The sequence below is a fragment of the Daejeonella sp. genome, assembly GCF_030684675.1.
Lineage (GTDB): Bacteria > Bacteroidota > Bacteroidia > Sphingobacteriales > Sphingobacteriaceae > Daejeonella.
The window spans coordinates 1-24,084 of sequence record NZ_JAUXXZ010000030.1 but is presented as its reverse complement, the minus strand read 5'-3'; the positions used below and the strand labels follow the sequence as shown (position 1 = coordinate 24,084).

The following is a 24,084-nucleotide window of genomic DNA, read 5'->3' as shown; positions in this document are numbered from 1 at the left end:
TTATAATTTAACTATTGCACCACCAGCAGCTTCGATAGCCTTTTGAGCTGATGCAGAGAACGCATGGGCTTTAACATCCAGTTTGGACTTCACTTCACCTCTGCCTAAAATTTTAATAAGGTCATTCTTTGAAGCTAAACCATGCTCTCTGAATGTATCAAAATCAATTGCAGTTAAACTATATTTATCAGCAAGAGTCTGCAAAGCATCAAGATTGATACTTACATACTCAGTACGGTTGATTGGATTAAATCCAACTTTAGGTAAACGGCGTTGTAATGGCATCTGACCACCTTCAAAACCTACCTTGCTTTTGTATCCTGAACGTGATCCGGCACCTTTATGACCACGGGTGGAAGTTCCACCGCGACCAGAACCAGTACCACGACCGATACGTTTTCTATTTTTTGTTGAACCTTCTGCAGGTTTCAAATTACTTAAGTTCATAATCAGATACTTTCTACTGCTATTAAATGATTAACTTTTCTCACCATTCCGATAATAGCCGGATTAGCTTCAACCTCTACAGAATGGTTTATTTTCTTTAAACCTAATGCCTGCATGGTTCTCTTCTGGCGCTCACTTCTGTCGATAACGCTTTTAATCTGGGTTATTTTGATCTTAGCCATGATGATTATCCGTTAAATACTTTATTCAAATTCACACCACGCTGCTGAGCAACAGTATAAGCATCACGTAATTGTGATAAGGCCAATACCGTAGCTTTAACCACGTTGTGCGGGTTAGAAGAACCTTTAGACTTGGCAAGTACGTTATGTACTCCGGCACTTTCAAGTACTGCACGCATCGCACCACCTGCAATTACACCGGTACCCGGAGCTGCTGGCTTAATGAATACGAAACCGCCTGAATATTTACCGATTTGCTCATGTGGAACAGTTCCGTTAATTACAGGAACTTTTACCAGGTTCTTTTTAGCATCATCAATTCCCTTAGCGATAGCCTCAGTAACTTCTTTTGCTTTACCTAGACCGAAACCTACAATCCCATTCTCATCTCCTACCACAACGATAGCAGAAAAGCTGAACGTACGTCCCCCTTTGGTAACTTTAGCAACACGCTGGATGCTAACTAAGCGATCCTTTAATTCGATCTCGCTTGATTTTACTCTTTTTATATTGATAGTTGACATTCTCTTTATTTTATGATAACACCGATATGATAATAATCGCTGTAACCGATGCTAATTAAAATACTAAACCAGCTTCACGTGCACCTTCAGCCAGTGATTTCACACGACCATGGTACAGGTAACCATTTCTGTCAAATACAACCTGGCTTACACCTGCTGCTATTGCTTTTTCGGCTACTGATTTACCAACTGCTTTACTTTGATCAGATTTATTACCGTTTGCGGTAAAATCTTTTGATAAAGAAGAAGCTGATGCAATGGTTTTGCCGCTATTATCATCGATAACCTGAGCATAGATCCCTTTGTTGCTTCTGTAAACAGACAGACGCGGGCGTTCTGCAGAACCGGTTAATCTCTTTCTGATTCCTCTTTTGATTCGCTCTCTGCGAGATAATTTAATTCCTGCCATGATGATTATTTTTTAGCGGCTGATTTACCAGCTTTTCTTCTTAATACTTCACCAACAAACTTGATACCTTTTCCTTTGTAAGGCTCAGGAGCACGTAATGAGCGGATTTTCGCTGCAACTTGTCCAAGTAATTGTTTGTCGATACTCTCTAATATAATTACCGGATTCTTACCTTTTTCGGAGGTAGTAGTTACATTGATCTCTTTTGGTAACTCAAACACAAAGTGGTGAGAGAAACCTAAAACCAGATCCAGTGTATTACCTACGTTTGTAGCACGGTAACCAACACCTACCAGCTCCTGCTGAGATTTATAACCTTCCGTTACACCAACAACCATGTTATTGATCAATGAACGATATAGACCATGCAATGCTTTATGACGTTTTTGCTCAGAAGGACGCTCTACTGTAAGAACACCATCTTCCTGGCTTATTTTAATATCTGAATCAACATTTTGGGTTAATTCTCCTTTGGGACCTTTTACCGTTACCAGGTTAGCATCAGAAACTGATATTGTAACTCCTGCGGGAATATTAATCGGGGCTTTTCCTATTCTTGACATCTCTTATCCTCCTATTAATAAACGTAACATAAAACTTCACCGCCAATATTCAGGTTCTTAGCTTCTTTATCGGTCATTACACCTTTAGAAGTAGAAATGATGGCAATACCTAAACCGTTTAATACACGCGGCATATTATCAACTCCGGCATATCTTCTCAAACCAGGAGTACTGATACGTGAGATATTACGGATAGCTGAAATTTTAGTGATCGGATTGTATTTCAGAGCGATTTTGATCGTTCCCTGAACATTGGTATCCTCAAACTTGTAATTGGTGATGTAACCTTTATCAAAAAGAACTTTTGTCATTTCTTTTTTAAGGTTCGATGCAGGAATTTCTACAACGCGGTGATTCGCCTTGATGGCGTTTCTTACCCGTGTAAGATAATCTGCTATTGGATCTGTATTCATTATTTATTGTTTGTGATGGTGGTTTCCTTGGACCTGCCATCGGTTAATACTCTATTTTTGAGGCTTAAAGCATAAAGCTCAAAGCTTAAAGCTACTTGCAAACGTACCAGACACATGCAAAGCTTTCAGCTTTCATCTTTTAGCTTTCCGCTTTCTTACCAGGATGCCTTACGCACTCCCGGGATCTTACCTGCCAATGCCATTTCACGGAATGTTACCCTTGAAATACCAAACTGACGCATGTATCCACGTGGACGACCGGTTAATTTACAACGGTTGTGCAAACGTACTGGTGAAGAGTTCTTAGGTAATTTATCCAGACCTTCAAAATCTCCGGCAGCTTTAAGGGCTGCTCTTTTATCTGCGTACTTGGCAACTAATCTGGCACGTTTTACTTCACGTGCTTTTACACCTTCTTTAGCCATTATTGATTGTTTGTATTTTGATTCTTAAATGGTAAACCGAATTGCTTTAATAATTCGAGTGCTTCAACATCTGTTTTAGCAGTGGTTACAAAAGTGATATCCATACCCATGATCTTATTGATCTGATCGATGTTGATCTCAGGGAAGATGATCTGCTCAGTAACTCCTAATGTATAGTTACCGCGTCCGTCAAAGCCTTTATCATTGATACCTTTGAAATCACGGATACGTGGTAAAGCTACAGCGATCAAACGATCAAGGAACTCATACATATTATTATCACGTAATGTTACACGAACACCAATCGGCATTCCTTTACGCAATTTAAAGTTAGAAATATCTTTCTTAGATTTTGCAGGAATTGCTTTCTGACCGGTAATCGTGGTCATTTCATTTATTGCAGTATCAATTAACTTTTTGTCGGTAGAAGCAGCTCCAACACCCTGGTTGATAGCGATCTTCTGTAAACGTGGAACCTGCATTACGCTTTTATACTGGAATTTATCCTTTAAAGCAGTAACGATTTCCTCATTATATTTTGATTTTAATCTTGGTACGTAAGCCATTACTTAATTTCCTCCCCAGATTTTTTAGCGATGCGAATTGATTTACCATCAGCATTTTTCTGCTTGCCTACACGTGTTGGTTTACCAGATTTGGCATCAACAAGCATAACATTAGAAATATGCAAACTGGCTTCCATTTTAACGATACCACCGTTTGGAGTGGCAGCATTCGGTTTTGTATGTTTTGATACCATATTGGCACCTTCAACTATAACTCTGTTAGTAGCTAATTTAACTTCTAAAACCTTTCCTTGTTTTCCTTTAGAATCACCTGAAGTAACTTGTACCAGGTCTCCTTTACGGATTTTCAATTTAGGCTGTGATTTTATCTTCTTTTCCATTTTACAAAACCTCCGGTGCTAATGATACAATCTTCATGAATTGTTTTTCACGTAGCTCTCTAGCTACAGGGCCGAAGATACGCGTTCCACGCGGCTCGTCCTGAGCGTTCAGCAATACAGCTGCATTATCGTCAAAGCGGATATATGATCCGTCTTTACGTCTGATTTCTTTCTTTGTTCTCACAACAACTGCCTTAGAGACAGTTCCTTTTTTGATGTTCCCTGATGGAAGCGCACTTTTTACAGTGACAACTATTTTGTCACCTATGGATGCATAGCGCTTACCGGTACCACCTAAAACACGGATTACTAAAACTTCTTTAGCTCCACTGTTGTCAGCAACATTCAGTCTTGATTCCTGTTGTACCATGTTACTTAGCTCTTTCTAAAATTTCCACTAATCTCCAGTTCTTGGTCTTACTCAGCGGACGAGTTTCCATAATTAACACTGTATCACCGATACCACAAGTGTTAGTCTCGTCATGAGCCATAAATTTGGTAGTTTTCTTAACAAACTTACCATAGATCGGGTGCTTCACTTTCCGCTCAACCGCAACGACAATAGATTTCTCCATTTTGTTACTTACTACCAACCCGGTTCTTGTTTTTCTTAATTGTCTTTCCATTTTGGACTTTTATTTATTCAGAAGCGGACTCTGGCGTAGCAGATGCTTTCGCTTCCGCCTTGCGCTTAGTCAATTCTGTGTTTAAACGTGCTACATCTTTTCTCACTTTTGTGATCCTCAAAGGGTTCTCAATAGCAGAAACCGTATGTGCAAATTTTAATTTGGTGAGATTAGCTTTCTCTTCATTAATTCTGGCAACAACCTCTTCAGTTGTTAATCCTTGTATTTCTGAGTTTTTCATTTTCTTTTGGTTGTTAGTTGGTTAGTTGGTTAGATGGTTAGTTGTTAGGCTTGTCAGACTACTAAATACTAACTACTAAATACTAACTACTAATTTATGCTTCGACGAAATCCCTACGTATAACAAATTTCGTTTGTACCGGCAGTTTCTGAGCCGCTAAACGCATGGCTTCTTTGGCTACTTCCAAAGGCACACCTTCAGCTTCAAAGATCATTCTACCAGGTCTTACAACTGCTACCCAATACTCAGGAGCACCTTTACCTTTACCCATACGTACTTCAGCAGGCTTTTTCGTAACTGGTTTGTCCGGGAAAATACGGATCCAAACCTGACCTTCCCTTTTCATGAAACGGGTAACGGCAATACGGGCAGCTTCTATCTGACGACTGGTGATCCAGGCAGGCTCTAATGATTTGATTCCGAAAGAACCGAAGGCTAATTCTGCACCGCGACCGGCCAGACCTTTCATTTTGCCCTTCTGCATCTTTCTGAACTTCGTTCTCTTTGGCTGTAACATCTTCTTATTTTTATTTTGTTGTTAGTTGGTTAGTTGTTGGTTGGTTAGTTTTCAGTTTGTTGTTAATTTCGTCTTAAACTACTAACTACTATGTACTAACTACTAAATACTAAACTTAATTATTTCTTTCCTCTGAAACCACCTGCACCGCCTGCGTTACCGCCACGGTTCTGGCCTCCTTGTCCGCCACGGTTCTGACCACCTGGTCCGCCGCCACGATTCTGACCTCCGCCACGGTTATCACCACCGCCACGTCTGTCGCCACCGCCACCACGGTTATCCGTACGTCTATCGCCACCGCCACGTCTCTCGCCGCCACCTGCAAATGGTGCCGCTCCTTCTGGTCCTCTTCCTTTAACACCGGTAGTCTGGCCAATGTTCGGAGAAAGATCACGTTTACCGTAAACTTCACCTTTCATGATCCATACTTTAACACCGATCTTACCGTAAGTGGTTAAAGCCTCTGATAAAGCATAATCAATATCAGCACGGAAAGTATGCAATGGAACACGTCCATCTTTATATTGCTCGGTACGCGCCATCTCGGCACCACCTAAACGACCAGAACACATAATTTTGATCCCTTCAGCTCCCATACGCATGGTTGATGCGATTGAAGTCTTCATGGCACGACGGAAAGAGATTCTCGCTTCTAATTGCTTTGCAACTCCTTCGCCTACTAATTGTGCGTCTAATTCAGGACGTTTGATCTCAAAAATATTGATCTGTACGTCTTTCTTAGTCAGTTTTTTTAACTCTTCTTTGATCTTATCAACTTCCTGACCACCTTTTCCGATCACGATACCCGGACGGGCAGTGTGAATAGTGATGGTGATACGCTTCAAAGTACGCTCGATAACTACTTTAGAGATACCGCCTTTTGAAATACGTGCTGCCAGGTATTTTCTGATCTTTTCGTCCTCAACTAATTTCTCAGAGTAATCGTTCCCACCGAACCAATTAGAATCCCAACCTTTGATGATTCCTAATCTGTTACCTATTGGATGTGCTTTTTGTCCCATTTCTCCTTACTTAGTTTTTGGTTCACTGTTTTTACTGTCAACTATCAGAGTAACGTGGTTAGAACGCTTACGAATTCTATGTCCGCGACCCTGAGGAGCTGGTCTTAATCTCTTTAACTGACGTCCGCCATCAACCATGATTGTTTTTACAAACAATTCATTGTCTTCAGGGCGCTGACCTTCATTTTTGGATTCCCAATTTTTGATCGCAGATAATAAAAGTTTTTCAACCCGGATTGCTGCTTCTTTATTGGTATACTTCAAAATATACAAGGCTTTCTCAACCCGCTCACCTCTGATCAGATCAACAACCAATCTCATCTTACGTGGTGAGGTAGGGCAATCGTTTAATTTTGCTATTGCTTCCATTGCTTATTTTTTCTTATCAGAGTGACCTCTAAATGTTCTCGTTGGAGAAAATTCACCAAGCTTATGACCAACCATGTTTTCAGTTACATAAACCGGAATAAATTTGTTTCCGTTATGTACTGCAAATGTATGGCCTACGAAATCCGGAGAGATCATTGACCTGCGTGACCATGTTTTGATCACAGTTTTCTTATTTCCCTCATTCTGCGTAGCTACTTTCTTCGCTACGTTATGATCGATATAGGGACCTTTTTTTATTGAACGTGCCATTATTTCTTCCTTCTCTCTATGATGTAACGATCAGACGACTTCTTTTTATCGCGGGTTTTAAAGCCTTTAGCTAATAAACCTTTTCTTGAGCGCGGATGACCACCTGATGATCTACCTTCACCACCACCCATAGGGTGATCGACAGGGTTCATAGCTACACCTCTTACTCTTGGACGACGTCCTAACCAGCGTTTTCTACCTGCTTTACCTAAAACCTCATTTGCTTTCTCGGAGTTTGAAACAGTTCCGATAGTAGCGATACAAGTTGCAAGGATCATGCGGGTTTCGCCTGAAGGCATTTTAATGATCGCATATTTACCATCACGGGCCGATAACTGGGCATAAGCTCCTGCACTACGTGCAATGATCGCTCCCTGACCAGGGTTCAGTTCGATGTTGTGAATAATAGATCCCAGTGGAATGTTCTTCAAAGGAAGTGCATTTCCAATCTCCGGAGCAGAATCTGCACCAGAAACGATCTTCATTCCAACTGTCAAGCCTTCCGGTGCAATGATGTAACGTTTCTCACCATCGGCATAATTTACCAGGGCGATACGTGCGCTACGATTCGGATCGTACTCAATAGTGGCAACAGTTGCGGGGATATCGTTTTTATCGCGTTTAAAATCAATCAATCGGTATGACTTTTTATGTCCCCCACCGAGATAACGCATAGTCATTTTACCGGAATTATTTCTACCACCGGACTTCTTGATGCTGGTAACTAACGATTTTTCTGGAACGTTAGTAGTTACATCAGAGAAAACTCCTCCTACTCTGAAACGAGTACCCGGGGTAACCGGTTTAAATCTTCTTACTGCCATGTCTTAATTAAATATTGCTGTAAAAGTCAATAGTTTCACCATCTTTTAGCGTAACGATTGCCTTCTTGTATTTTGGAGCATTTCCGGATACAACACCGGCTTTAGTGTTACGCGATTTTGTTTTACCATACACTACTGCGGTGTTTACAGCCAGTATATTCACACCATACATTGTTTCGATCGCACTTTTGATCTCTAATTTGTTGGCTCTGTGATCAACTTTAAAACTAAAGCGGTTTAACTTTTCAGTTAATGCTGAAGCCTTTTCAGTTAAAATTGGTTTCTTTAAAATTTCCATCTTACTTAGCGAACGCCTCCTCCAATGTTTTAACAGTTTCTGTAGTCAGCAATAAAGTTCCTGCATTCAATACATCGAATGTATTCAACTCAGCGGCAGTAACTACTTTTGCTTTCTTTAAATTTCTGCTTGATAAATAAACATTATTATTTGCTGAAGGAAGTACCAATAATGACTTAACATCAGTTAATTTCAAATCGGCAACAATCTTTGCATAGTTCGCAGTTTTGATAGAATCAAAAGTGAACGCTTCTAAAACAACAATGTTATTATCTTTTGCTTTATATGTAAGGGCAGACTTACGGGCTAATGATTTCAGCTTTTTATTCAGCTTGAAACTGTAGTCGCGGGGCTGCGGACCGAATACACGACCACCACCATTGAACAATGGAGATTTGATAGATCCTGCACGGGCACCACCTGTACCTTTTTGTTTGTATAATTTACGGGTAGATCCTGCGATCTCATTACGTTGCTTAGACTTATGCGTTCCCTGGCGTTGATTAGCCAGATACTGCTTTACGTCCAAATAGATCGCATGATCGTTTGGTTCTACTGCGAAAATCGCATCAGGAAGCTGCACCTTGGCACCTGTTTCTTTACCTGATATATTAATAACCTTAACTTCCATGTTCTTATTTATCAACGATTACGTATGAACCCTTAGCTCCCGGAATTGAACCGCTAACTACTAATAAGTTTTGGTCTGCATAAACTTTCAATACCTGAAGGTTTTGAATCTTTACGCGGTCACCACCCATACGACCAGCCATGCGCATTCCTTTGAATACACGTGAAGGCCATGAAGAAGCACCCAGTGAACCCGGAGCTCTTAAACGGTTGTGCTGCCCGTGGGTTTGACCACCCACACCACCAAATCCATGACGTTTTACAACACCCTGAAATCCTTTACCTTTTGAGGTACCAACTACATCGACAAAATCGCCTTCGGCGAAGATCTCAACACTAACTACATCACCTAATGACTTCTCGTCTTCAAAAGTTTTAAACTCAACCAGCTTACGCTTTGGAGTTGTTTTAGCTTTTGCGAAATGTCCTTTTAATGATCCTGTCGTGTTTTTCTCTTTCTTGTCGTCGAAAGCTAACTGAACTGCGCTGTAGCCGTCTGTATCGACGGTACGTAGTTGAGTAACTACGCATGGGCCAGCTTCGATTACTGTACACGGGATGTTTTTCCCGTCAGCATCGAATATGCTGGTCATTCCTACTTTTTTTCCAATAATTCCTGACATTTTCTTTAATCAATTTGTGTCCATCGAAGCAGTAGGGCTTCGTTCAAGACATAGTAAACCCCTCTAAAGGGAGGGCAAAGATAGGAAAGTCTTATTAATTATCAAATAGTTGTGAGTTTATTTTTTAATTTATTTGGGAAGGATTAGGAATGATTCGTTTTTGAGATGTTTAGGCCTATCCCGGTAGCCTGGAAATAAGATTTCTTAATTGAGGGTCACCTCCCCCTCCCTACACTCAGAGCCATACGCGCCCCCCTCCCAAGGGGGACAGCATCACGCCTAATGAATTTTGATTGAAGAGGGAAATGTTTTCTTTTAGCAATATTTCCAGGCGTCCAGTATCCCCCACCCGAGGGGGAATTAAAGGGGGAGGTATGGATATTTTATCTAATTACCGGTTCACCTTCCCTTCGCTCAGAGCCATACGCACCCCCCTCCATAGGGAGACAGCATAACGCCCAGGGAATTTGATTGAAAAGGGAAATGTTTTCTTATAGCAGTATATATAGGCATCCAGTATCCCCCGCCTGAGGGGGAATTAAAGGGGGAGGCGAAGATAATTTTATGAATTGCTGGATAGCCTCCCCCTCCCTGCGCTCAAAGCCTAACGCGCCCCCTCCAGAGGGGGACAGCATGGCGCCCAGGTGAATTCTTGCGACTGACGAATTTATCTTTCATGACGCCCAGGTAAATTCGTAAGTCTGAATTCTCAAATTTTCTCAATTCCTAATCATTTTCGTATTTTTAAAAATCCTATCTGCAAAACATGAAGAATATCAGCCTATTAACTATCATTTTGCTGCTTATATGTATAAGCTCTAATGTCATTGCCCAGGTTCCTGATACCACCCTGGCCAAACAATACGAGGATGTAGTGATTAAATCGGGTTCTTATAAGGTATATAAGAACATCCGGAAAACGAAAATTGAACAGCTCTGGAAGAATGTTACCGACAGCCTGCAAAAGGAAAGACAGATCGCTGCAGACAGCAAAGCACAATTACAAAAAGGTTTAGCAGAAATTCCACTCCTTCAGGCCGAGATCAAAGAATTAAAAGCAGCCAACTCTCCTATAAAAAAACTCAGCAATGTGAGTGATACTACCCTGCTCTGGGGACTGATCGTTTTACTTACAGCCGGAATTGTTTTTGTGATCTACCGCAGTCGCAGCACAGTGCTGGAAGTGAAAGAACAGAGCGAACGCTATGAGGAACTCAGCACAGAATTCCGCGAGTATAAAAGTAAAGCCGCCGAAAAGGAACGCAAACTCGCCCGTGAACTTCAGGATGAACGGAATCTGGTGGATGAGTTGAAGGCACGGTAAAATTTATTATCGAGGGTTTGATAGAATTGGCGACTGACGAATTTAAAATGCATGGTGCCTAAGTAAATTCGTAAGTCTTTCATCGCCTCAATATTTTATGCACCGTACGGTGTTCCCCGGATGAGATTTGCAACAGGTATGGACCAGGTGCCAGCTCTTCAAGATTTAGCTTCAGCAATCCCCCATCGGGCTGATGGTCTTTTGAATAGATGAGCTTCCCTCCCATATCCATAATCCCGACCTTAATGGTACCCCAATATTCAGAACCCAGTATCAGATTCAGTTCTGTATCGAATGGATTTGGATAGATCTGCACCGCATCCACAAAGAATGATCGTTCAATGATACCCTGGCATAGCTTATCCGTGTAAACCCTTATCTTATTTAAACCGCTCTTTAAACTCAACTGAAGTTCATTGAGGGATGTTTTGGTCAGTTCGCCGTTCAGTTCTACAAAATAAGTATCCGACCCTTCCAGTTTTAAATTCAGTTTTTTCTCTTCCTTATTTATAGAGGAAAAGAGCGCAAGATCTTTAGGCTCAGTAACGACAATCTCAAAACACTGCTTAAAGGTGCTCTCAGTTGCAATTGTAAAGCATACTTCATAAAGTCCCGGCGACAGATTCTTCAGTTCCAGCGTACTCGAAAAATCATAACGGCTATTCTGACCGTTTCCGGTGATGGTGGCGGTATAATTCAAAGTCTGCAGCGTTTTGATGCTGATGATCCCGTTCATGGTCCCACGGCAGCTTAATCCAGTTGCTGAAACACTAAAGTTATTCGTTGGGAGTGTATAAATAAAAGTAAAACCTTCTTTAATTGCCTGACCCCCGGGACTAGTCAGGCTGATATTGCCGCTCGCTGAACCCGGTGCTACTACAGCCGAAATACTTGTGGGCGATAAAATGCTGAATGATGCCGCTGCCTTACCGCCAAAACTGACCCCTTTCACATCTCCAAGATTAGTCCCACTGATCAAAACACTAACCCCCGCAATGGCTTCACGCGGAAGAAAAGAAGTAATAACTGGTGGCAAAATGAAACGGAAACCATCAAATGAACCTGAACCTCCAAGCGTGGAGACCAGCACCTTACCATCACTGGCCCCATCAGCTACATAGGCGGTAATTTGGGTAGCCGAAAACACTTTGAAGGAAGTCACTGTTTTATTCCCGATGCTGACCGTATGTGTTGTTAAAAAATTTGTTCCATAAATATTGATTTCAGTGCCCTTTCCACCCAAGATTGGGTCAACGGAAGATATAACAGGCAATGGAATGAAAGTAAAGCCTTTTAATTCTCCCGTTCCCCCCACATTAGTCACACTCACCGCTCCCGAAGCCCCTGCAGCCAGCACAGCCTCTATAGTTGTTCCTGAAAGCACCCTGAAAGAGCTGGCCTCAATACCTCCAAACTTTACTGAAGTCACCTGGTCGAAATTGATACCGGCAACCCGTACAGTGGTACCTGCCCCTGCACTCGCCGGTGTAAAATAATCGACCCTTGGTACTATAATATAGGTAAAGCCTGGCGAAGAAACCAAACCATCAGCCGTACGAACCTTAATATCTCCGGTTGAACCCAGGGCTACTGTTGCCGTAATCATACTTTCAGAATCAACTGTAAATGATTTTGCAGGAGTACCACCAAGGCTAAGCTCAATTACTTTTACAAAGTTAGAGCCATTAATCACGACTTTCTGATCCGTTGCCGCGATCTTAGGACTAAAGGAATCTATCCTGAGCGTAGGGATAAAGATAAAGCCCTCTTTTACTCCGGTACCGCCGGGAGTTGTTACTGAAACCTGACCACTAGCAGTTTTACCCATAATCACACTAATCTCATTAGCCGAATTCACAGTGAAGGATACCGGAGCTTTGCCTCCGAAAAGCACTTCTGTTGCTCCGCTGAAGTTCGTGCCAGTGATTTTGACACTGGCACCTTCAGCAGCAAGCTGCGGATTAAATGCAGTAATTGTAGGGGCAGGAAAATAAATGAAACCCTCTTTTGTCGCAATTCCATAAGTAGAAGTGACTGTTATAATTCCACTGGACCCAAGACCCAGAACAGCGGAGATCTTCTGCTCAGAATCTACCGTAAAGGAAGCAGCATCCATTCCGCCGAATTTAACAGACTGAATTTGCCTGAAATTTGTTCCATTAATCACTATGATGTCCGCTCTTTTCCCCGAAGGCGTGAAAGAGCTAATTGCAGGTTTCGGTGCAAATGTAAATCCATTTGCTTCGATTGTACCGGCTAAGGTTTTCAAGCTTATCTTGCCGCTTGCCCCGGCAGCCAGGACTGCTTTGACAGTCTGATCATTCACAACAGAAAAAGAGGCAGCCGGTATGTCTCCGAAACTAAGCAGGTTGGTTGTGTTTAAATTGGCACCCACAATTGTAATGGTATCACCTGAAAATCCAAATTCAGGCGAAAATGAGTTAATGATGGGTGGAGGCAAATAAACAAAACCACTGTAAACTGCGGTCCCGCCCGAAGTATTCACAGCAATCTCTCCGCTGGCACCGGCTGCCAGCACGGCATCAACCTGAGTAGCAGACACAATGGAAAAGGACGCAGCAGCTGTCCCACCGAAGGTAACTGAACTGGCTGTATTGAGATTTTCGCCGTTTATTCTGACGGTAGTTCCGGTACCGGCACTTCCGGGACTAAAACTAGTTATTTTAGGATAAGGGAAGCCACAGGTTGCCGGAATTGCAGCAATCATCGCCCCGGAACAAATACCTCCACCTGCCTGAACACTGAAAGCAACCTGAAAATTACCCGCAGCACTGTTGCTTGGCCCAATTGTACGCCTACTACCGGGAGCAATGGTATAATGCATCAAATCCGAATTATCAATCACATGCCCAAGACTGTGAGCATGCCCCAATTCATGCAGAACCACGGACTGAAAATCTGATTGTGAAGGCCCCGGAAGTGCATCCTCAAAATTCCAGGTACGCTCCTTGTCAAAAACCAGATCGGTTTCAGAGATCTCCCATTTATTACTTCCGCAGGAAGTATAATAGGTGTAGGCAACGCCCAATACGCCTGCAGGTAATTCTGCACCGGTATCAAAACGGACGATATTTATCCCGTCGCGACCAGTCTGGTTAGCAGGAGTGGATGTTCCCACGTTCCAGTTTATTCCGGTAAAGCATTTCCAGGCACTCAGTGATTTAAGAAAGGAATTCTTTGCATTGGACTGTGCATCGAAGCCCTTTTCCAATTGCCAGTTATATCCCCCCTGCGTATTACTATTAACATGCTTAACCTGATAAGTTGAAGCATTGATGATATTATACGAAACAGTCAGGTTGGCCGAAGAAACGATTGTGGTGGTCCCATTGTACACATTAATGGCTCCTGTTCCAGCACCCGAAGGAACAATCACAACAATCTGATTATCAGCCCATGACACATACTCTACAAGGGCCGGCTTAACCCCGGTAAGTCCCCCGTTATCTGAATTGGCAAATTCAACATATTTATTGGCTGTAGCAGGACCCGGGCCAAATCCTGAACCTGTAATGGTAACCTGGCTACCGGTACCGGCGGAAGTCGTATTTGGCGAAAAACTAGTTATAGACTGGCCATATACCCCGGTAAAAACCGTGCATAAGAACAGTAAAACTGTCATGACCGATAGGCTAATCTTTCGCATTTTTACCCGAAATGGCCCTATTTTATTTAAAAATCAGCCTTGTTCATCACTTTATAATTTGAATGTGTCAGTTTTTGCAGGACGGGATAGATCTCTCCTGAAACATTTTTATACACTTTAAATACATCCCTTGCAGTACCAGTGGCAAGATCATAGCGGATAAAGCCCTGAATCTCTGCATAAGGCCTGAGCCGTAAATTTTTGGATGAAGTGGCGAGCTTGGTATTGTTTGGAATACAGGTAAAAACTCCCACAGAGCCTTCCTGAAGATCCAGACCATAGGAAACCTTTTCCATTTCATTTCCTACGATTCCGCCTATCGTGATAACCTCGACAATGGCATTGCTCAATTCACCCTTAAAAACCTTGTAAACTGAAACTAAATTGGAAGTATAAATGTGCCTGCGATCAGTATCCCAGAAAGAGGATTTACGCAAAACCCTACCTTCGAAAACCAGTGTGGAGTTTTCAACCCGCTGTTCGAGCGGCACAGCCTGCAATTGTGCCGACAATTCGGCAGAAATGAGGCTGAGGGCGATAAAAAAGAGTAAAATTTTATTCATATCAGGCTTCTTTCATCATCAATCCAGTTTAAATTGATATACATCCGAGTTGGAGCGGTTGCCCTTGGTATCGCGGGTAATGATCTTCCAGTAATAGGTTTTATTGCGGTCGAGTACCAGATCAGCGAGCACTGCTGTTTTTAGTCCGGATCTGTACAAAACCGGCACATTGGTATTCCCCAGATAAACATCATAGCTGTCGATATCCCCATCGGGGTCTGTTGCCGACCATCTTAATGTTACTGTCGCCGTAGACAGTGGGATTACCTCACCATAGCGCGGCGCTGTCAATTCTGCCGGGAAAGGTGAAAAAGAGGTTTGAGCAGGTGCAGGATTATAGAACTTCCAGAGATCACTGCTAATCTCCTTGTTGATTTGGCTGTTTTTAGACGAAATAAACCAGGAATAAGCCAGATTTCGGTCGAGTTCAAGCTCCAATTGGGTTTTATCGGTGCTATGGGTGCTGATCTGCCCATTATCGAGATTTTTTATACTCAAAACATAGGAATCGCTGTTTTTTGAGGCTTCCCATTTGAACAGAATCTTTGTGCGGCTCGCAGAAATGATAACACCGTCGGCACAGATCTCATTGTTCTTTGGCAAAAGCAATATTGCCTTAGCCGGAAGCGGCTCGGGATCTTTGCGGCATCCGATACAGAGGATCAATAGAAATAAAAATGCTTTTCTCATCTGTAAGGTATATGCCGGGTGACAATTTCTTTGAAATTAAATAATTATCGTTAAAGTATATTATCTGCCGATTACATGGTAATTCCAGATATAAGTGGCTCCGTTAGCTAAACCTGTACCTGAACCTGAGGTAATCTCAAATCTATTGGTAAATCCTTGGGCATAAACCTGTGAGGTTCCGGATAATTCTGCGGCGGCTGGATTTGCCGGATATAAAACAGGAAATGATCCTGCGGGAAATGCTTCAGAATATGTTACCTCAATCAATTTATTACTTGTTGTTCCGGCACCGGTCATTACGATAGTTACAGTACCGGCCAAATTTGTTCCTGCAACGGCAGTAGCAAGACCGACACCAACACCTACCGGTCCTTTAGTTGCTAAATATGCACCATCTCCTAAAAGTGATGACGCAACCGGCTTAACTAATCTGGGATCTATAGATAATACCGCTACACCTGTTCCTGTTTCGTCAGATAAGGATGTGCCTAAGCTTGCAGAAGTGATTGTTCCCACTTGAGTCCCATACAAAGTACCAGAGGCCGGAAGCGTAACAGTAGATCCTGCTGCTGAGTTTAAAGTTATTACGCCGGCTCCTGTTGTTACTAAATTAGTAGCTAATGTGATCGTTCTGCCTGTATTTGCTACCCCAGTTCCTCCAAATTGTCCTGCTACTGGTCCAGCTATAGAAGAGAAACCGTCAAAAGTACTTCCATATATATCAACGTTAGCGGCTAATCTAGTAGCCGTAGCCGCATTTCCACCAATGCTAAGGGTTGCAACAGGAGTAGCAGAAGCCACTACAAATGGCGGAGTGCCAAGTGTAGCTGTTGAAGTAAATTGGCTGGCTCTCATACCGGTTGCATTCAACATACCAGTCGAAGGACGATAAGTAAGTTTTACACTATTAACTCTTTGACCATTATTACCGGAAGTACCTGTAACAAAGGTTGGATAGATATCTGTCGCTGTTGTATTATCATCTGTAATGTTTGTATTGGTAGCACTGGTGGCGGTAGTTGCATTTGCGGCAAGAGTTGCATTTGACGCTGTTCCGGTAAGATTAGCTGTAATTGTTCCTGCAGAGAAATTACCTGTTCCATCCCTTCTTACAATTGTTCCGGCATCATTATTTGCTGTAGAACTATTTGCCAATGCTGAACCAGCCTGTACAGTACTGGCCGCGATACCATTTACATTATTTACATCATTTGCAGTACCCGAAAAAGTTGCCGCGGTAACTGTTCCACCACCAAGATTCAGACTTGTACCGGTAGCAACGCCAATATTTGGTGTGATCAGGGTTGGAGTATTATCCATTACGATCCGCCCGGTACCTGTTTGATTGGTCGTCCCAAGCGGAGTTCCTCCCCCAAGAACCAATGTGGTACCTACCGCAGCACCAATGGAGGGGTTGGTCAGGGTTGGAGAAGTCAATGTTTTATTACTCAATGTTTCTGTACCTGCCAGGGTAGCCAGGGTTCCGGTTAAAGGAAGTATGACTGTACCTCCAAGCCCGGCAGAAGGCCCATTTAGGATAGTTGTACCGCTGGTATTTCCGGCAAGCACCAGTTTACCTACATTTCCTGCTGCACCAAAAGTTTTTATCCCGGTAATGGTCTGGTCTACGTTGAGTACCATATCCCCTGCACCCGGAGATTTGAAAGTAGGTGCCAGTCCGGGTCCGTTTGAAGTCAGAACCAGGTTGGGTACATCGCCATCCACAGAATTTACTATTCCGGTACCATTGCCTACCAGTACTCTTCCGGCAGCGAGTGAAGTACGTCCGGTTCCGCCATAAGCTACACCTACTTCAGTAGCATTCCATGTTCCGGCAGTGATCGTGCCAAGTGTGGAGATAGAGGCTTGTCCTGGATAGGTAGTCGCAATATCCAGCACCGGTGAAACGGTAGGATCGGTTACGGTTATACGGTTAGGTGTACCGGTTACATTAATTACCGTACCCGCACCTGCGGTCGACCAGTTTGGCACATTGCCTGCGCTAACCCTTAAAACTGTACCGGGTGTCCCGATTGGCAATTTTACCAATGAAGTGGAAGTACTGGCATAAAGCATATCACCGGGAGAAAAGATGGATTGTCCGGTACCACCGTTTACAGCTGCCACATTTCCGGTTACTGAGGTCGCAGAGCTCGCATTTCCTATTAGCGCCCCTCTGAAGGTAGTAGCATTCAGTTCGCCGGTTAAGGGAACAAAACTCAGTTTTGTACTGGCTACGCTTGGTGCCAGGGGACCGGAAATCCCCGAAACCAGGGTAGGGTAAACGGTTGCCGGGTTGGTTGGATTATCGGTGATACGGATGTTCACGGTATTCTGTGCATCCACCGAAGAACTGGCGTTTCCGATTACATCTCCGGTGAGGAGTCCGTTAAACCCTCTTGCCGTTAAGATTCCTGTAGCCGGCACATAGCTCAGATTACCACTACTGGTACGCAGTGGCTGATTTCCGGGTGTGGAGTTCACAAATACGGGGTAAGTGGTACCCGGATTTGAAATATCATTGGTCACCGCAGAATTATTGGAATTGGTTGCAGTTGTGGCTAAAGTAGCGGTGCTGGCATTGCCGGTCAGGGGTCCGCTAAAGCTCAAAGCCGTAACCGGGCCATTCACTGTCACTGAATTAAAAATCGCATCCCCATTCATCGAACCGGTGATGTATTCCCATTGGTTATTTTTACGGATATAGAGTCCGGCAGGATCTGTGGTCCGATAGATCATCATCCCGTTAGGCGGATTCAATGCATCAATGGCAATGGTATTAGCCATACGCGGCAATAGAAAACCCTGATTAGCGCTCTCGAGCTCCAGCAAAGATGAGGGCTGGATATTGGCTCCATTGGTTCCGATCTTGATCTGAGCTGTTGCCTTGCCAAGGAAGAATATTCCTGTAAGCATTAAAGCAATGGATAGTAATTTTACTGGACGCATAGTGTTATGTTTTACCTGGTACGTTTTTTCTTTTTATAAAATTATTGTTCCCTATTCATATTATAAGCTGAAAGCAGAAAGCTTAAAGCTTAAAGCAAGAGTTGTATATAAATCCGGATTCATTGTCTATATATCAGTTGTCTGTTGTCAGTAAATCCTTGTTCATTTTAAAATTCATTTCAATATTTTACCTGTCATCCCTGCCTGCCGGCACAATCCCTGGGCACCTTGCTTATCCCCTTCCAGAGGGGGCAGGGGGAGGTATTGGATAAATAATCCTCCCCCTCCATTCGCTCAGGCCTTACGCACCCCCCTCCAGAGGGGGACAATAATCCTGCTTCATTGTCAACTCTTAGCCCGATAGCTATCGGATATCAATCATCTCTTCAGCACAATCCCTGGGCACCTTGCTTATCCCCCTCTAGAGGGGGCAGGGGGAGGTATTAAATAAATAATCCTCCCCCTCCATTCGCTCAAACCTTACGCACCCCCCTCCAGAGGGGGACAATAATCCTGCTTCATTGTCAACTCTTAACCCGATACTATCGGATATCAATCATCTCTTCAGCACAATCCCTGGGCACCTTGCTTATCCCCCTCCAGAGGGGGCAGGGGGAGGTATTGGATAAATAATCCTCCCCCTCCATTCGCTCAGGCCTTACGCACCCCCCTCCAGAGGGGGACAATACCCTGCTTCATTGACAATTATCAACTCTCCACTCTCCACTCTCAATTAAAACAAGTAGCTCGGCATCAACGTATCCTTATCAAATGGAATATGATACCGTAATATTATCTCATGTGTTCCCTTCGAAAAGTTGTTTAGTCTTCCCAGGTTATAATCATACGCATAACCTAAACGAAGGGTTGGCACCAGCCTGAAATCAAGCAGGCCCACCAATGCGCTGTGACTACGGTAGGATACTCCCGCCGACATCAGGTCCCTAAAAAACACATTCGCATTCACATCGTATTGCAAGGGAATACCCTTCACCCCTCTTAACAGGAAGGATGGCTTTAAAATAAAGTTATCATTCAGGTCAATCAGGTAGCCCGCATTCAGGTACATGTGGGTGTTCTGTTTCACATCATACTCCGAGAGGGCCACATCCACTTTCCGAAGCTTTGTCCGCACCAGGTTCGGAGCCGAGAATCCCACATACAATTTATCCGTATTGTAGAATACGCCTGTACCGAAATTGGCTGTCATCGCATTCAGGTTCGTTGCAAATACCGGATCTCCAGGATTGGTGATATTTAATTTGCTGAAATCGGTTTTATAGTTGAGGGCACCCATCTGTATTCCGAAGGCAAGGTTAGAGTTATCTCCTTCAATCCGGTAGGACATGGAGCCCTGGGCCCCGAAGTTCTGGGTAATTGAAATTCGATCGTCAACAATTTTGAGTCCGATGCCCAGTTTGGTATCTCCAATCGGCATATCTCCCGAAAGCATTGCCGTTTGAGGGGCATCCTTGATGCCGTTAAACTGCTTCCTGAAAATGCTGGTAAACTGCACCGACTGCTTAAAACCCGCATAGGCCGGGTTGATCTCCAGCGTATTGAACATGTACTGCGAATATAGTGGCAGTTGCTGTGCCCTAAGCAGCTCAGGCAGCAGTACTGTCAGGGATAGTAATAAAATCCGCGCTGCTTGCTTCTTCATATTAGCGGTTGATAATGAGGTAACCAGGAATGCCTTTGGAGCCATTCACGCTGATCAGATAATAATAAATGCCATCGGGAAGCGTATTTCCAATGAAGCCACCCATATTGCCCGTGCCATTGAAGGTATTCTGGTAATCAAGATCCTGAAAAACCAGAACCTGGTTACGGCTGTAAACTTCAAAGCGCAGCACATCTGTAGGCAAACGTTTCACTACTTCGTACACGTCATTAAAGCCATCCCCGTTCGGAGAGATCGCATCCGGAACGTTCACCGGGGTGCTTTCATCGATATCCTCTTTAATGACGGTTTTGGAGAAATACTCTATGGATTTGATCGCCGTGATATTCAGACGGGTATTCATGTAGGCATCAAATATTGCGGCACGGGCGGTGATGATACCCGGGGTGCTGGTTGTCATCGGGGGTAAAACATCCCAAAGTCCGGTCATGCGTGTATCGTAGCGGCTAACATAGGCTTCACTTCGGTTGCTGAAGTAAGAGCTGCCTTCATCGGCAGCGTTATGCTGCAGGGTAAGTTCAGCGGTAGCTGCGGGATCGGCATTGGCTGTGTTCATGATCCAGGTCTTATTTACATATTCCGGGAAATTCAGCTTATTGTAAACATTATCAGCCACTCTGAATTTGATGGTTTGGGGAGCACCTGTGTATTTTATCGACAGGGGGGTATAGCTTCCGATGGCTGTGCCGATTGGGAAATCGAGTGCCGGACTTGTCGCATTCGTATTTCTGACGAGACTGCCCCCGGTCATCATGGGGCCCGTTACAATGAAATTCGTATGGCTGTGTCCGGTGATGGTTCCTGTTCCGGGACGACCTACATTCACGTCAAATCCATTGAGGATGAGATGACCGTTGCGGAAATCCAGGTTATTGTTGACGTGCAGAGCGCCGAGATCGGATAAAACGTTCAGGCTGTTATCCAGCCTTAGATTTGGAAAGCCGTTGAAGGGTACTGAATTGATATTATTGATGCGCTGGACATTTTGAAGCAGATCCGAAAAGGTAAAAATACCGCCGGTACCGTCAATGCCACGGGCACTTTCATCCGGCAAACGGCTGCCATTGTTATTCTGCCAGATGCTGGCGTAAAAATTAATGAAAGAGGTATTATAGGAAACCAGGGGTCCTGAATGGGAGATATCTGAAAAAATATTCAGGTTAGCATTGGGGTGAGCAACAAGCTACGCACCGGGATAAATATAGACCTGATTGACCGCCTGAGCCTGCAAAAACATCGGAAAAAATAAAAACAGATAGAGCAAGCCCTTCAGGGCCGGCAGGTGGATGCCAATGTGTTTTTGATCTTTCACGTAAAGCTTTGTGGATTGTATACGAGATTTTACGAAATAAGTTTTTTCAAGATACGATATTATTATTTGTTAAAGTTAATACGGTTGGGGGAAAAAGCAAATGAGTTGATAATGGAGAGTGGAGAGTTGAGAATTGACAGTTGACAATGCAAGGACAATGGACAGTGGAGACCCGATAACTAACGGATTGTGGTTTTTAAAGAATAATAGACAATGAAGAAGGATTTACTGACAACAGACCACTGACAACAGACAACTGAAATATAGACAATGAAACAGTAAATTACTGATAACAGGCAACAGATAACTGATAACCCAGAGCCAGGAACCAAGAGCCAAGAAACAAGACTAAATCCTGCTTCATTGAAAAATAAGGCTATTGTACAATGAGCAGAGAAAACTGATAAATACCAATGCATTTGACTGGGAACGTAAGTCCATCTCAATACTCACTACTCACTACTCAATACTACCATCTCAATACTCACTACTCACTACTCAATACTACCTTCTCAATTCTACCTTCTCATAACATCAATCAGTTCAACTTCGAAGATCAGGGCAGAGTAGGCCGGAATAAGGCCGGGGACGCCGCGCTCTGCATAGGCGAGAGCGGAAGGAACAATGAGTCGCCAGGTAGAACCAAGGGGCATGATCTGTAATGCTTCGCTCATGCCCGGGATGAGTCCTGCAGGGGTTGAACGCAGAGCCGCTTTTTTAGCGTAGGTATCTTCAAATTGGCTACCATCGGGTAAAAAGCCTTTAAGATGAATCATAACGGAGTCGTTCAGTTGTGGTCTGATACCATTTCCTGCTTTCATGACCACATAAGCCACTCCGCTAGGGAGCATCCCCACTCCTTCTTTGCCTTTTATATTCTCAAATAATAATCTTTCCTGCTGACTGCTTCGTTGTGAGATCAAACGTTGCTGGTAACCATCGAGTTTCGAAGCAACACTTGCTGCATTAATCAATAATGGTCTGTTCAATAATACATCGTCCATACCCTTTTTAAATAATTCGGGGTTGGTAACCATAAATCCGTTATTGGTGATCCATTGGCCCAGGTAGGCTCCGAGGGTGTATTGCAGAGAGTCTGCAGGACTGTTTAACTTTACAACAGGGGTGCTGGTCCGTACCGGGCTCTTTTGTGCAGACGCAGAAACAGAATAAAGAAATATTGATACAACCAGCAAATATTTAAGTACTGAAGACGATTTAGAACTATTTTTCATTTATATTTTTGTTAGTTCGGGTTTATTATCCGGTTAATTGCTTATTAATCTATTTATAAAGTTTTGGTAAGTATGAGTGAGGTCCCGGCCATTACCTGGGTAGAAGCCGCAGTTTCTGAGCCATGATACAATTGAAGACTGCCTGTTGCCGTAACGATCATTACCCCTTCAATGATTACCAGCATGTCTGAGTTTGCTGTATCAACAGACAATGTTGTACCTCTTGTCGTAGTACTTACTGCCCGCGAAGCGAAACCAGCCACTACCTGTGAGGCGGCGATGATACCATCCTGATCTGGTGTTGCCGTAGATGCTGCTGATCCAACATCGCTATACCGCCAGTTCCAGACAAATGTACTCACCGTCCCTGTATGGTTCACTGCAAACCTGACCCCGGTTGTTGTGACCGATGATTGATATCTCACAAAATACTGGAAGGTATAGGTTCCGGCAGCTACGGTTGTTGTCATCCCTGTAACTACATTCAAAGTAGTTGTAGCATTTGCGGTAGCATCGGTACCAAGAGCGACCACTGTTACAGGAATTGCTGTCTGAACAAATTCAGTGGTAGCTACCTGGGTTGTATTTGTTGCCGCTGCAGCTGTAGGAGCAGTTGGCGTACCTGTTAAGGCAGGTGAAGCCAGATTAGCTTTCAGGTTATCTGCAGCATCCACGTAAGCGGTAGTTGCCACTGCTGTGGTATTATTAGCAGCAGTTTGGGTGACTGCTATTGTTCCTGTTGGCAGCGTTGGTGTACCGGTAAAGGTTGGACCTGCCAGTGGAGCAAAGGCTGTGCTGGTGTAAGCGTTAGTTCCCAGGGTTCCGCCTGTACCGATGTTCAACGTAGATGCGTCTGTTCCGGCTAAAGTTAAGCTGTTGCTGGCAGTCAGGGTTTTACCATCGGCAATAGTTAACGTAGCGGCTGTAGCAGGGGCCGTTAAGGCCACTTTATTGACACTGGTTGCCGTAGCAGCGCCCAGTGCTGGTGCGGTCAGTGTTTTGTTCGTTAAGGTTTCTGCTCCGTCTAAGGTAGCCAGGGTTCCTGTGGTTGGTAGGGTAACTGTTCCAGCTCCTGCTGTTGCATTCGCATTCAGGATTGTTGTTCCAGAAGTACTACCTGCAATGATCAGTTTACCTACGTTGCCTGCTGCTCCGAAAGTCTTGGCTCCGGTAACCGTTTGAATACCCGCTAAGGTCATATCTCCCGCACTTGCTGTGATCCAGCTCGGGGCAAGGGTCGTTCCATTGCTCTGAAGGACCTGACCTGCTGTACCGTTGGCCAGCATCGCTGTGGTTCCTGCTGCCGACTGGTAAGGTAACTGCCCTCCCAGGCCACCTTCCAGGTTAGTGGCTGTGCCCGCAGTCAGACC

29 protein-coding genes are annotated in these 24,084 nt (G+C 43.9%); 1 reads left to right on the top strand and 28 read right to left on the bottom strand.

Going from position 1 to position 24,084, the window contains the following annotated elements; all coding sequences use genetic code 11:
- The 20 genes from rplO to rplC all read right to left on the bottom strand — a co-directional run bounded on the left by rplO (position 1) and on the right by rplC (position 9,290).
- Positions 1 to 447 (bottom strand): 50S ribosomal protein L15, encoded by a 447-nt coding sequence (gene rplO / locus Q8M41_RS06125; protein ID WP_305364365.1) that lies wholly within the window; start codon positions 445 to 447, stop codon positions 1 to 3.
- Between the two features lie 2 nt (positions 448 to 449).
- Positions 450 to 629 carry a 50S ribosomal protein L30 gene (gene rpmD / locus Q8M41_RS06120; protein WP_305364364.1) on the bottom strand — a complete coding sequence of 60 codons (180 nt, stop codon included), beginning with the start codon at positions 627 to 629 and terminating at the stop codon, positions 450 to 452.
- A 5-nt stretch (positions 630 to 634) separates the two neighbouring features.
- On the bottom strand, positions 635 to 1,153 hold the full coding sequence (rpsE, locus tag Q8M41_RS06115; RefSeq protein ID WP_090706497.1) for a 30S ribosomal protein S5: 519 nt from the start codon (positions 1,151 to 1,153) through the stop codon (positions 635 to 637).
- Positions 1,154 to 1,208: 55 nt separating this feature from the next.
- A complete protein-coding gene (rplR, locus tag Q8M41_RS06110; protein ID WP_305364363.1) occupies positions 1,209 to 1,562 on the bottom strand; it encodes a 50S ribosomal protein L18 in 354 nt (117 codons plus the stop codon).
- Positions 1,563 to 1,567: 5 nt separating this feature from the next.
- Entirely contained in the window at positions 1,568 to 2,125 is a 558-nt protein-coding gene (rplF, locus tag Q8M41_RS06105; RefSeq protein WP_305364362.1) for a 50S ribosomal protein L6, read from the bottom strand.
- A gap of 14 nt (positions 2,126 to 2,139) precedes the next feature.
- Positions 2,140 to 2,538 (bottom strand): 30S ribosomal protein S8, encoded by a 399-nt coding sequence (rpsH, locus tag Q8M41_RS06100; protein ID WP_305364361.1) that lies wholly within the window; start codon positions 2,536 to 2,538, stop codon positions 2,140 to 2,142.
- A gap of 155 nt (positions 2,539 to 2,693) precedes the next feature.
- Complete coding sequence (gene rpsN, locus Q8M41_RS06095; RefSeq protein ID WP_305364360.1) at positions 2,694 to 2,963, bottom strand: 30S ribosomal protein S14; 270 nt, start codon at positions 2,961 to 2,963, stop codon at positions 2,694 to 2,696.
- The gene (rplE, locus tag Q8M41_RS06090; protein WP_305364359.1) at positions 2,963 to 3,529 is read right to left on the bottom strand and encodes a 50S ribosomal protein L5; all 567 of its coding nucleotides are present in this window, start codon (positions 3,527 to 3,529) and stop codon (positions 2,963 to 2,965) included. Before rplE ends, rpsN begins: the two co-directional genes overlap by 1 nt.
- Positions 3,529 to 3,870, bottom strand: a complete 342-nt coding sequence (gene rplX, locus Q8M41_RS06085) for a 50S ribosomal protein L24 (protein WP_370870446.1) — start codon at positions 3,868 to 3,870, stop codon at positions 3,529 to 3,531. Before rplX ends, rplE begins: the two co-directional genes overlap by 1 nt.
- Before the next feature lies 1 nt (position 3,871).
- Positions 3,872 to 4,240: a 50S ribosomal protein L14 gene (gene rplN, locus Q8M41_RS06080; protein ID WP_008244575.1), complete on the bottom strand. Its 369-nt coding sequence runs from the start codon at positions 4,238 to 4,240 to the stop codon at positions 3,872 to 3,874.
- A gap of 1 nt (position 4,241) precedes the next feature.
- Positions 4,242 to 4,496 carry a 30S ribosomal protein S17 gene (gene rpsQ / locus Q8M41_RS06075; RefSeq protein WP_079702232.1) on the bottom strand — a complete coding sequence of 85 codons (255 nt, stop codon included), beginning with the start codon at positions 4,494 to 4,496 and terminating at the stop codon, positions 4,242 to 4,244.
- Between the two features lie 13 nt (positions 4,497 to 4,509).
- Positions 4,510 to 4,737, bottom strand: a complete 228-nt coding sequence (gene rpmC, locus Q8M41_RS06070; RefSeq protein WP_305364358.1) for a 50S ribosomal protein L29 — start codon at positions 4,735 to 4,737, stop codon at positions 4,510 to 4,512.
- Between the two features lie 94 nt (positions 4,738 to 4,831).
- Positions 4,832 to 5,254: a 50S ribosomal protein L16 gene (gene rplP, locus Q8M41_RS06065; protein WP_079702234.1), complete on the bottom strand. Its 423-nt coding sequence runs from the start codon at positions 5,252 to 5,254 to the stop codon at positions 4,832 to 4,834.
- 119 nt (positions 5,255 to 5,373) lie between these two features.
- Positions 5,374 to 6,276, bottom strand: a complete 903-nt coding sequence (gene rpsC, locus Q8M41_RS06060) for a 30S ribosomal protein S3 (protein ID WP_305364357.1) — start codon at positions 6,274 to 6,276, stop codon at positions 5,374 to 5,376.
- 6 nt (positions 6,277 to 6,282) lie between these two features.
- Positions 6,283 to 6,645: a 50S ribosomal protein L22 gene (rplV, locus tag Q8M41_RS06055; RefSeq protein ID WP_305364356.1), complete on the bottom strand. Its 363-nt coding sequence runs from the start codon at positions 6,643 to 6,645 to the stop codon at positions 6,283 to 6,285.
- Between the two features lie 3 nt (positions 6,646 to 6,648).
- The gene (gene rpsS / locus Q8M41_RS06050; protein WP_291399956.1) at positions 6,649 to 6,915 is read right to left on the bottom strand and encodes a 30S ribosomal protein S19; all 267 of its coding nucleotides are present in this window, start codon (positions 6,913 to 6,915) and stop codon (positions 6,649 to 6,651) included.
- A complete protein-coding gene (gene rplB, locus Q8M41_RS06045; protein ID WP_305364355.1) occupies positions 6,915 to 7,739 on the bottom strand; it encodes a 50S ribosomal protein L2 in 825 nt (274 codons plus the stop codon). Before rplB ends, rpsS begins: the two co-directional genes overlap by 1 nt.
- A gap of 7 nt (positions 7,740 to 7,746) precedes the next feature.
- Positions 7,747 to 8,037: a 50S ribosomal protein L23 gene (gene rplW / locus Q8M41_RS06040; RefSeq protein ID WP_305364354.1), complete on the bottom strand. Its 291-nt coding sequence runs from the start codon at positions 8,035 to 8,037 to the stop codon at positions 7,747 to 7,749.
- Between the two features lies 1 nt (position 8,038).
- Positions 8,039 to 8,668 (bottom strand): 50S ribosomal protein L4, encoded by a 630-nt coding sequence (rplD, locus tag Q8M41_RS06035; protein ID WP_305364353.1) that lies wholly within the window; start codon positions 8,666 to 8,668, stop codon positions 8,039 to 8,041.
- A gap of 4 nt (positions 8,669 to 8,672) precedes the next feature.
- Positions 8,673 to 9,290 (bottom strand): 50S ribosomal protein L3, encoded by a 618-nt coding sequence (gene rplC, locus Q8M41_RS06030; protein WP_305364352.1) that lies wholly within the window; start codon positions 9,288 to 9,290, stop codon positions 8,673 to 8,675.
- A gap of 766 nt (positions 9,291 to 10,056) precedes the next feature.
- Between rplC and Q8M41_RS06025 the strand changes: the two genes are divergently transcribed.
- A complete protein-coding gene (locus Q8M41_RS06025; protein WP_305364351.1) occupies positions 10,057 to 10,614 on the top strand; it encodes a hypothetical protein in 558 nt (185 codons plus the stop codon).
- A 79-nt stretch (positions 10,615 to 10,693) separates the two neighbouring features.
- On the opposite strand, the gene Q8M41_RS06020 is transcribed toward Q8M41_RS06025, so the two are convergent.
- The 8 genes from Q8M41_RS06020 to Q8M41_RS05985 all read right to left on the bottom strand — a co-directional run.
- Positions 10,694 to 14,281, bottom strand: coding sequence for an IPT/TIG domain-containing protein (locus Q8M41_RS06020; RefSeq protein ID WP_305364350.1), 3,588 nt, complete (start codon positions 14,279 to 14,281; stop codon positions 10,694 to 10,696).
- A 26-nt stretch (positions 14,282 to 14,307) separates the two neighbouring features.
- Positions 14,308 to 14,844, bottom strand: coding sequence for a hypothetical protein (locus tag Q8M41_RS06015; RefSeq protein ID WP_305364349.1), 537 nt, complete (start codon positions 14,842 to 14,844; stop codon positions 14,308 to 14,310).
- 18 nt (positions 14,845 to 14,862) lie between these two features.
- Positions 14,863 to 15,534: a hypothetical protein gene (locus Q8M41_RS06010; RefSeq protein ID WP_305364348.1), complete on the bottom strand. Its 672-nt coding sequence runs from the start codon at positions 15,532 to 15,534 to the stop codon at positions 14,863 to 14,865.
- A gap of 60 nt (positions 15,535 to 15,594) precedes the next feature.
- Entirely contained in the window at positions 15,595 to 18,483 is a 2,889-nt protein-coding gene (locus tag Q8M41_RS06005; protein WP_305364347.1) for a hypothetical protein, read from the bottom strand.
- A gap of 733 nt (positions 18,484 to 19,216) precedes the next feature.
- Entirely contained in the window at positions 19,217 to 20,146 is a 930-nt protein-coding gene (locus tag Q8M41_RS06000) for a type IX secretion system membrane protein PorP/SprF (protein ID WP_305364346.1), read from the bottom strand.
- A gap of 1 nt (position 20,147) precedes the next feature.
- Complete coding sequence (locus Q8M41_RS05995) at positions 20,148 to 21,221, bottom strand: gliding motility-associated C-terminal domain-containing protein (RefSeq protein WP_305364345.1); 1,074 nt, start codon at positions 21,219 to 21,221, stop codon at positions 20,148 to 20,150.
- Between the two features lie 776 nt (positions 21,222 to 21,997).
- The gene (locus Q8M41_RS05990; protein ID WP_305364344.1) at positions 21,998 to 22,714 is read right to left on the bottom strand and encodes an FKBP-type peptidyl-prolyl cis-trans isomerase; all 717 of its coding nucleotides are present in this window, start codon (positions 22,712 to 22,714) and stop codon (positions 21,998 to 22,000) included.
- 53 nt (positions 22,715 to 22,767) lie between these two features.
- Positions 22,768 to 24,084 (bottom strand): hypothetical protein (locus Q8M41_RS05985; protein WP_305364343.1); only part of this gene is annotated, 1,317 nt, incomplete at its 5' end.

What these genes read in the sequence shown, in the direction of transcription:
- rplB (WP_305364355.1), bottom strand. Translation starts at nt 7,739, where the DNA reads ATGGCAGTAAGAAGATTTAAACCGGTTACCCCGGGTACTCGTTTCAGA.
- rpmC (WP_305364358.1), bottom strand. Translation starts at nt 4,737, where the DNA reads ATGAAAAACTCAGAAATACAAGGATTAACAACTGAAGAGGTTGTTGCC.
- rplR (WP_305364363.1), bottom strand. Translation starts at nt 1,562, where the DNA reads ATGGCAGGAATTAAATTATCTCGCAGAGAGCGAATCAAAAGAGGAATC.
- rplW (WP_305364354.1), bottom strand. Translation starts at nt 8,037, where the DNA reads ATGGAAATTTTAAAGAAACCAATTTTAACTGAAAAGGCTTCAGCATTA.
- rplO (WP_305364365.1), bottom strand. Translation starts at nt 447, where the DNA reads ATGAACTTAAGTAATTTGAAACCTGCAGAAGGTTCAACAAAAAATAGA.
- rpsH (WP_305364361.1), bottom strand. Translation starts at nt 2,538, where the DNA reads ATGAATACAGATCCAATAGCAGATTATCTTACACGGGTAAGAAACGCC.
- Q8M41_RS06015 (WP_305364349.1), bottom strand. Translation starts at nt 14,844, where the DNA reads ATGAATAAAATTTTACTCTTTTTTATCGCCCTCAGCCTCATTTCTGCC.
- rplC (WP_305364352.1), bottom strand. Translation starts at nt 9,290, where the DNA reads ATGTCAGGAATTATTGGAAAAAAAGTAGGAATGACCAGCATATTCGAT.
- Q8M41_RS06020 (WP_305364350.1), bottom strand. Translation starts at nt 14,281, where the DNA reads ATGCGAAAGATTAGCCTATCGGTCATGACAGTTTTACTGTTCTTATGC.
- Q8M41_RS06010 (WP_305364348.1), bottom strand. Translation starts at nt 15,534, where the DNA reads ATGAGAAAAGCATTTTTATTTCTATTGATCCTCTGTATCGGATGCCGC.
- rpsQ (WP_079702232.1), bottom strand. Translation starts at nt 4,496, where the DNA reads ATGGAAAGACAATTAAGAAAAACAAGAACCGGGTTGGTAGTAAGTAAC.
- rpmD (WP_305364364.1), bottom strand. Translation starts at nt 629, where the DNA reads ATGGCTAAGATCAAAATAACCCAGATTAAAAGCGTTATCGACAGAAGT.
- Q8M41_RS05990 (WP_305364344.1), bottom strand. Translation starts at nt 22,714, where the DNA reads ATGAAAAATAGTTCTAAATCGTCTTCAGTACTTAAATATTTGCTGGTT.
- Q8M41_RS06005 (WP_305364347.1), bottom strand. Translation starts at nt 18,483, where the DNA reads ATGCGTCCAGTAAAATTACTATCCATTGCTTTAATGCTTACAGGAATA.
- rpsE (WP_090706497.1), bottom strand. Translation starts at nt 1,153, where the DNA reads ATGTCAACTATCAATATAAAAAGAGTAAAATCAAGCGAGATCGAATTA.
- rplF (WP_305364362.1), bottom strand. Translation starts at nt 2,125, where the DNA reads ATGTCAAGAATAGGAAAAGCCCCGATTAATATTCCCGCAGGAGTTACA.
- Q8M41_RS06025 (WP_305364351.1), top strand. Translation starts at nt 10,057, where the DNA reads ATGAAGAATATCAGCCTATTAACTATCATTTTGCTGCTTATATGTATA.
- Q8M41_RS06000 (WP_305364346.1), bottom strand. Translation starts at nt 20,146, where the DNA reads ATGAAGAAGCAAGCAGCGCGGATTTTATTACTATCCCTGACAGTACTG.
- rplX (WP_370870446.1), bottom strand. Translation starts at nt 3,870, where the DNA reads ATGGAAAAGAAGATAAAATCACAGCCTAAATTGAAAATCCGTAAAGGA.
- rplD (WP_305364353.1), bottom strand. Translation starts at nt 8,668, where the DNA reads ATGGAAGTTAAGGTTATTAATATATCAGGTAAAGAAACAGGTGCCAAG.
- rplV (WP_305364356.1), bottom strand. Translation starts at nt 6,645, where the DNA reads ATGGAAGCAATAGCAAAATTAAACGATTGCCCTACCTCACCACGTAAG.
- rplN (WP_008244575.1), bottom strand. Translation starts at nt 4,240, where the DNA reads ATGGTACAACAGGAATCAAGACTGAATGTTGCTGACAACAGTGGAGCT.
- rpsC (WP_305364357.1), bottom strand. Translation starts at nt 6,276, where the DNA reads ATGGGACAAAAAGCACATCCAATAGGTAACAGATTAGGAATCATCAAA.
- rpsN (WP_305364360.1), bottom strand. Translation starts at nt 2,963, where the DNA reads ATGGCTAAAGAAGGTGTAAAAGCACGTGAAGTAAAACGTGCCAGATTA.
- rplP (WP_079702234.1), bottom strand. Translation starts at nt 5,254, where the DNA reads ATGTTACAGCCAAAGAGAACGAAGTTCAGAAAGATGCAGAAGGGCAAA.
- rpsS (WP_291399956.1), bottom strand. Translation starts at nt 6,915, where the DNA reads ATGGCACGTTCAATAAAAAAAGGTCCCTATATCGATCATAACGTAGCG.
- rplE (WP_305364359.1), bottom strand. Translation starts at nt 3,529, where the DNA reads ATGGCTTACGTACCAAGATTAAAATCAAAATATAATGAGGAAATCGTT.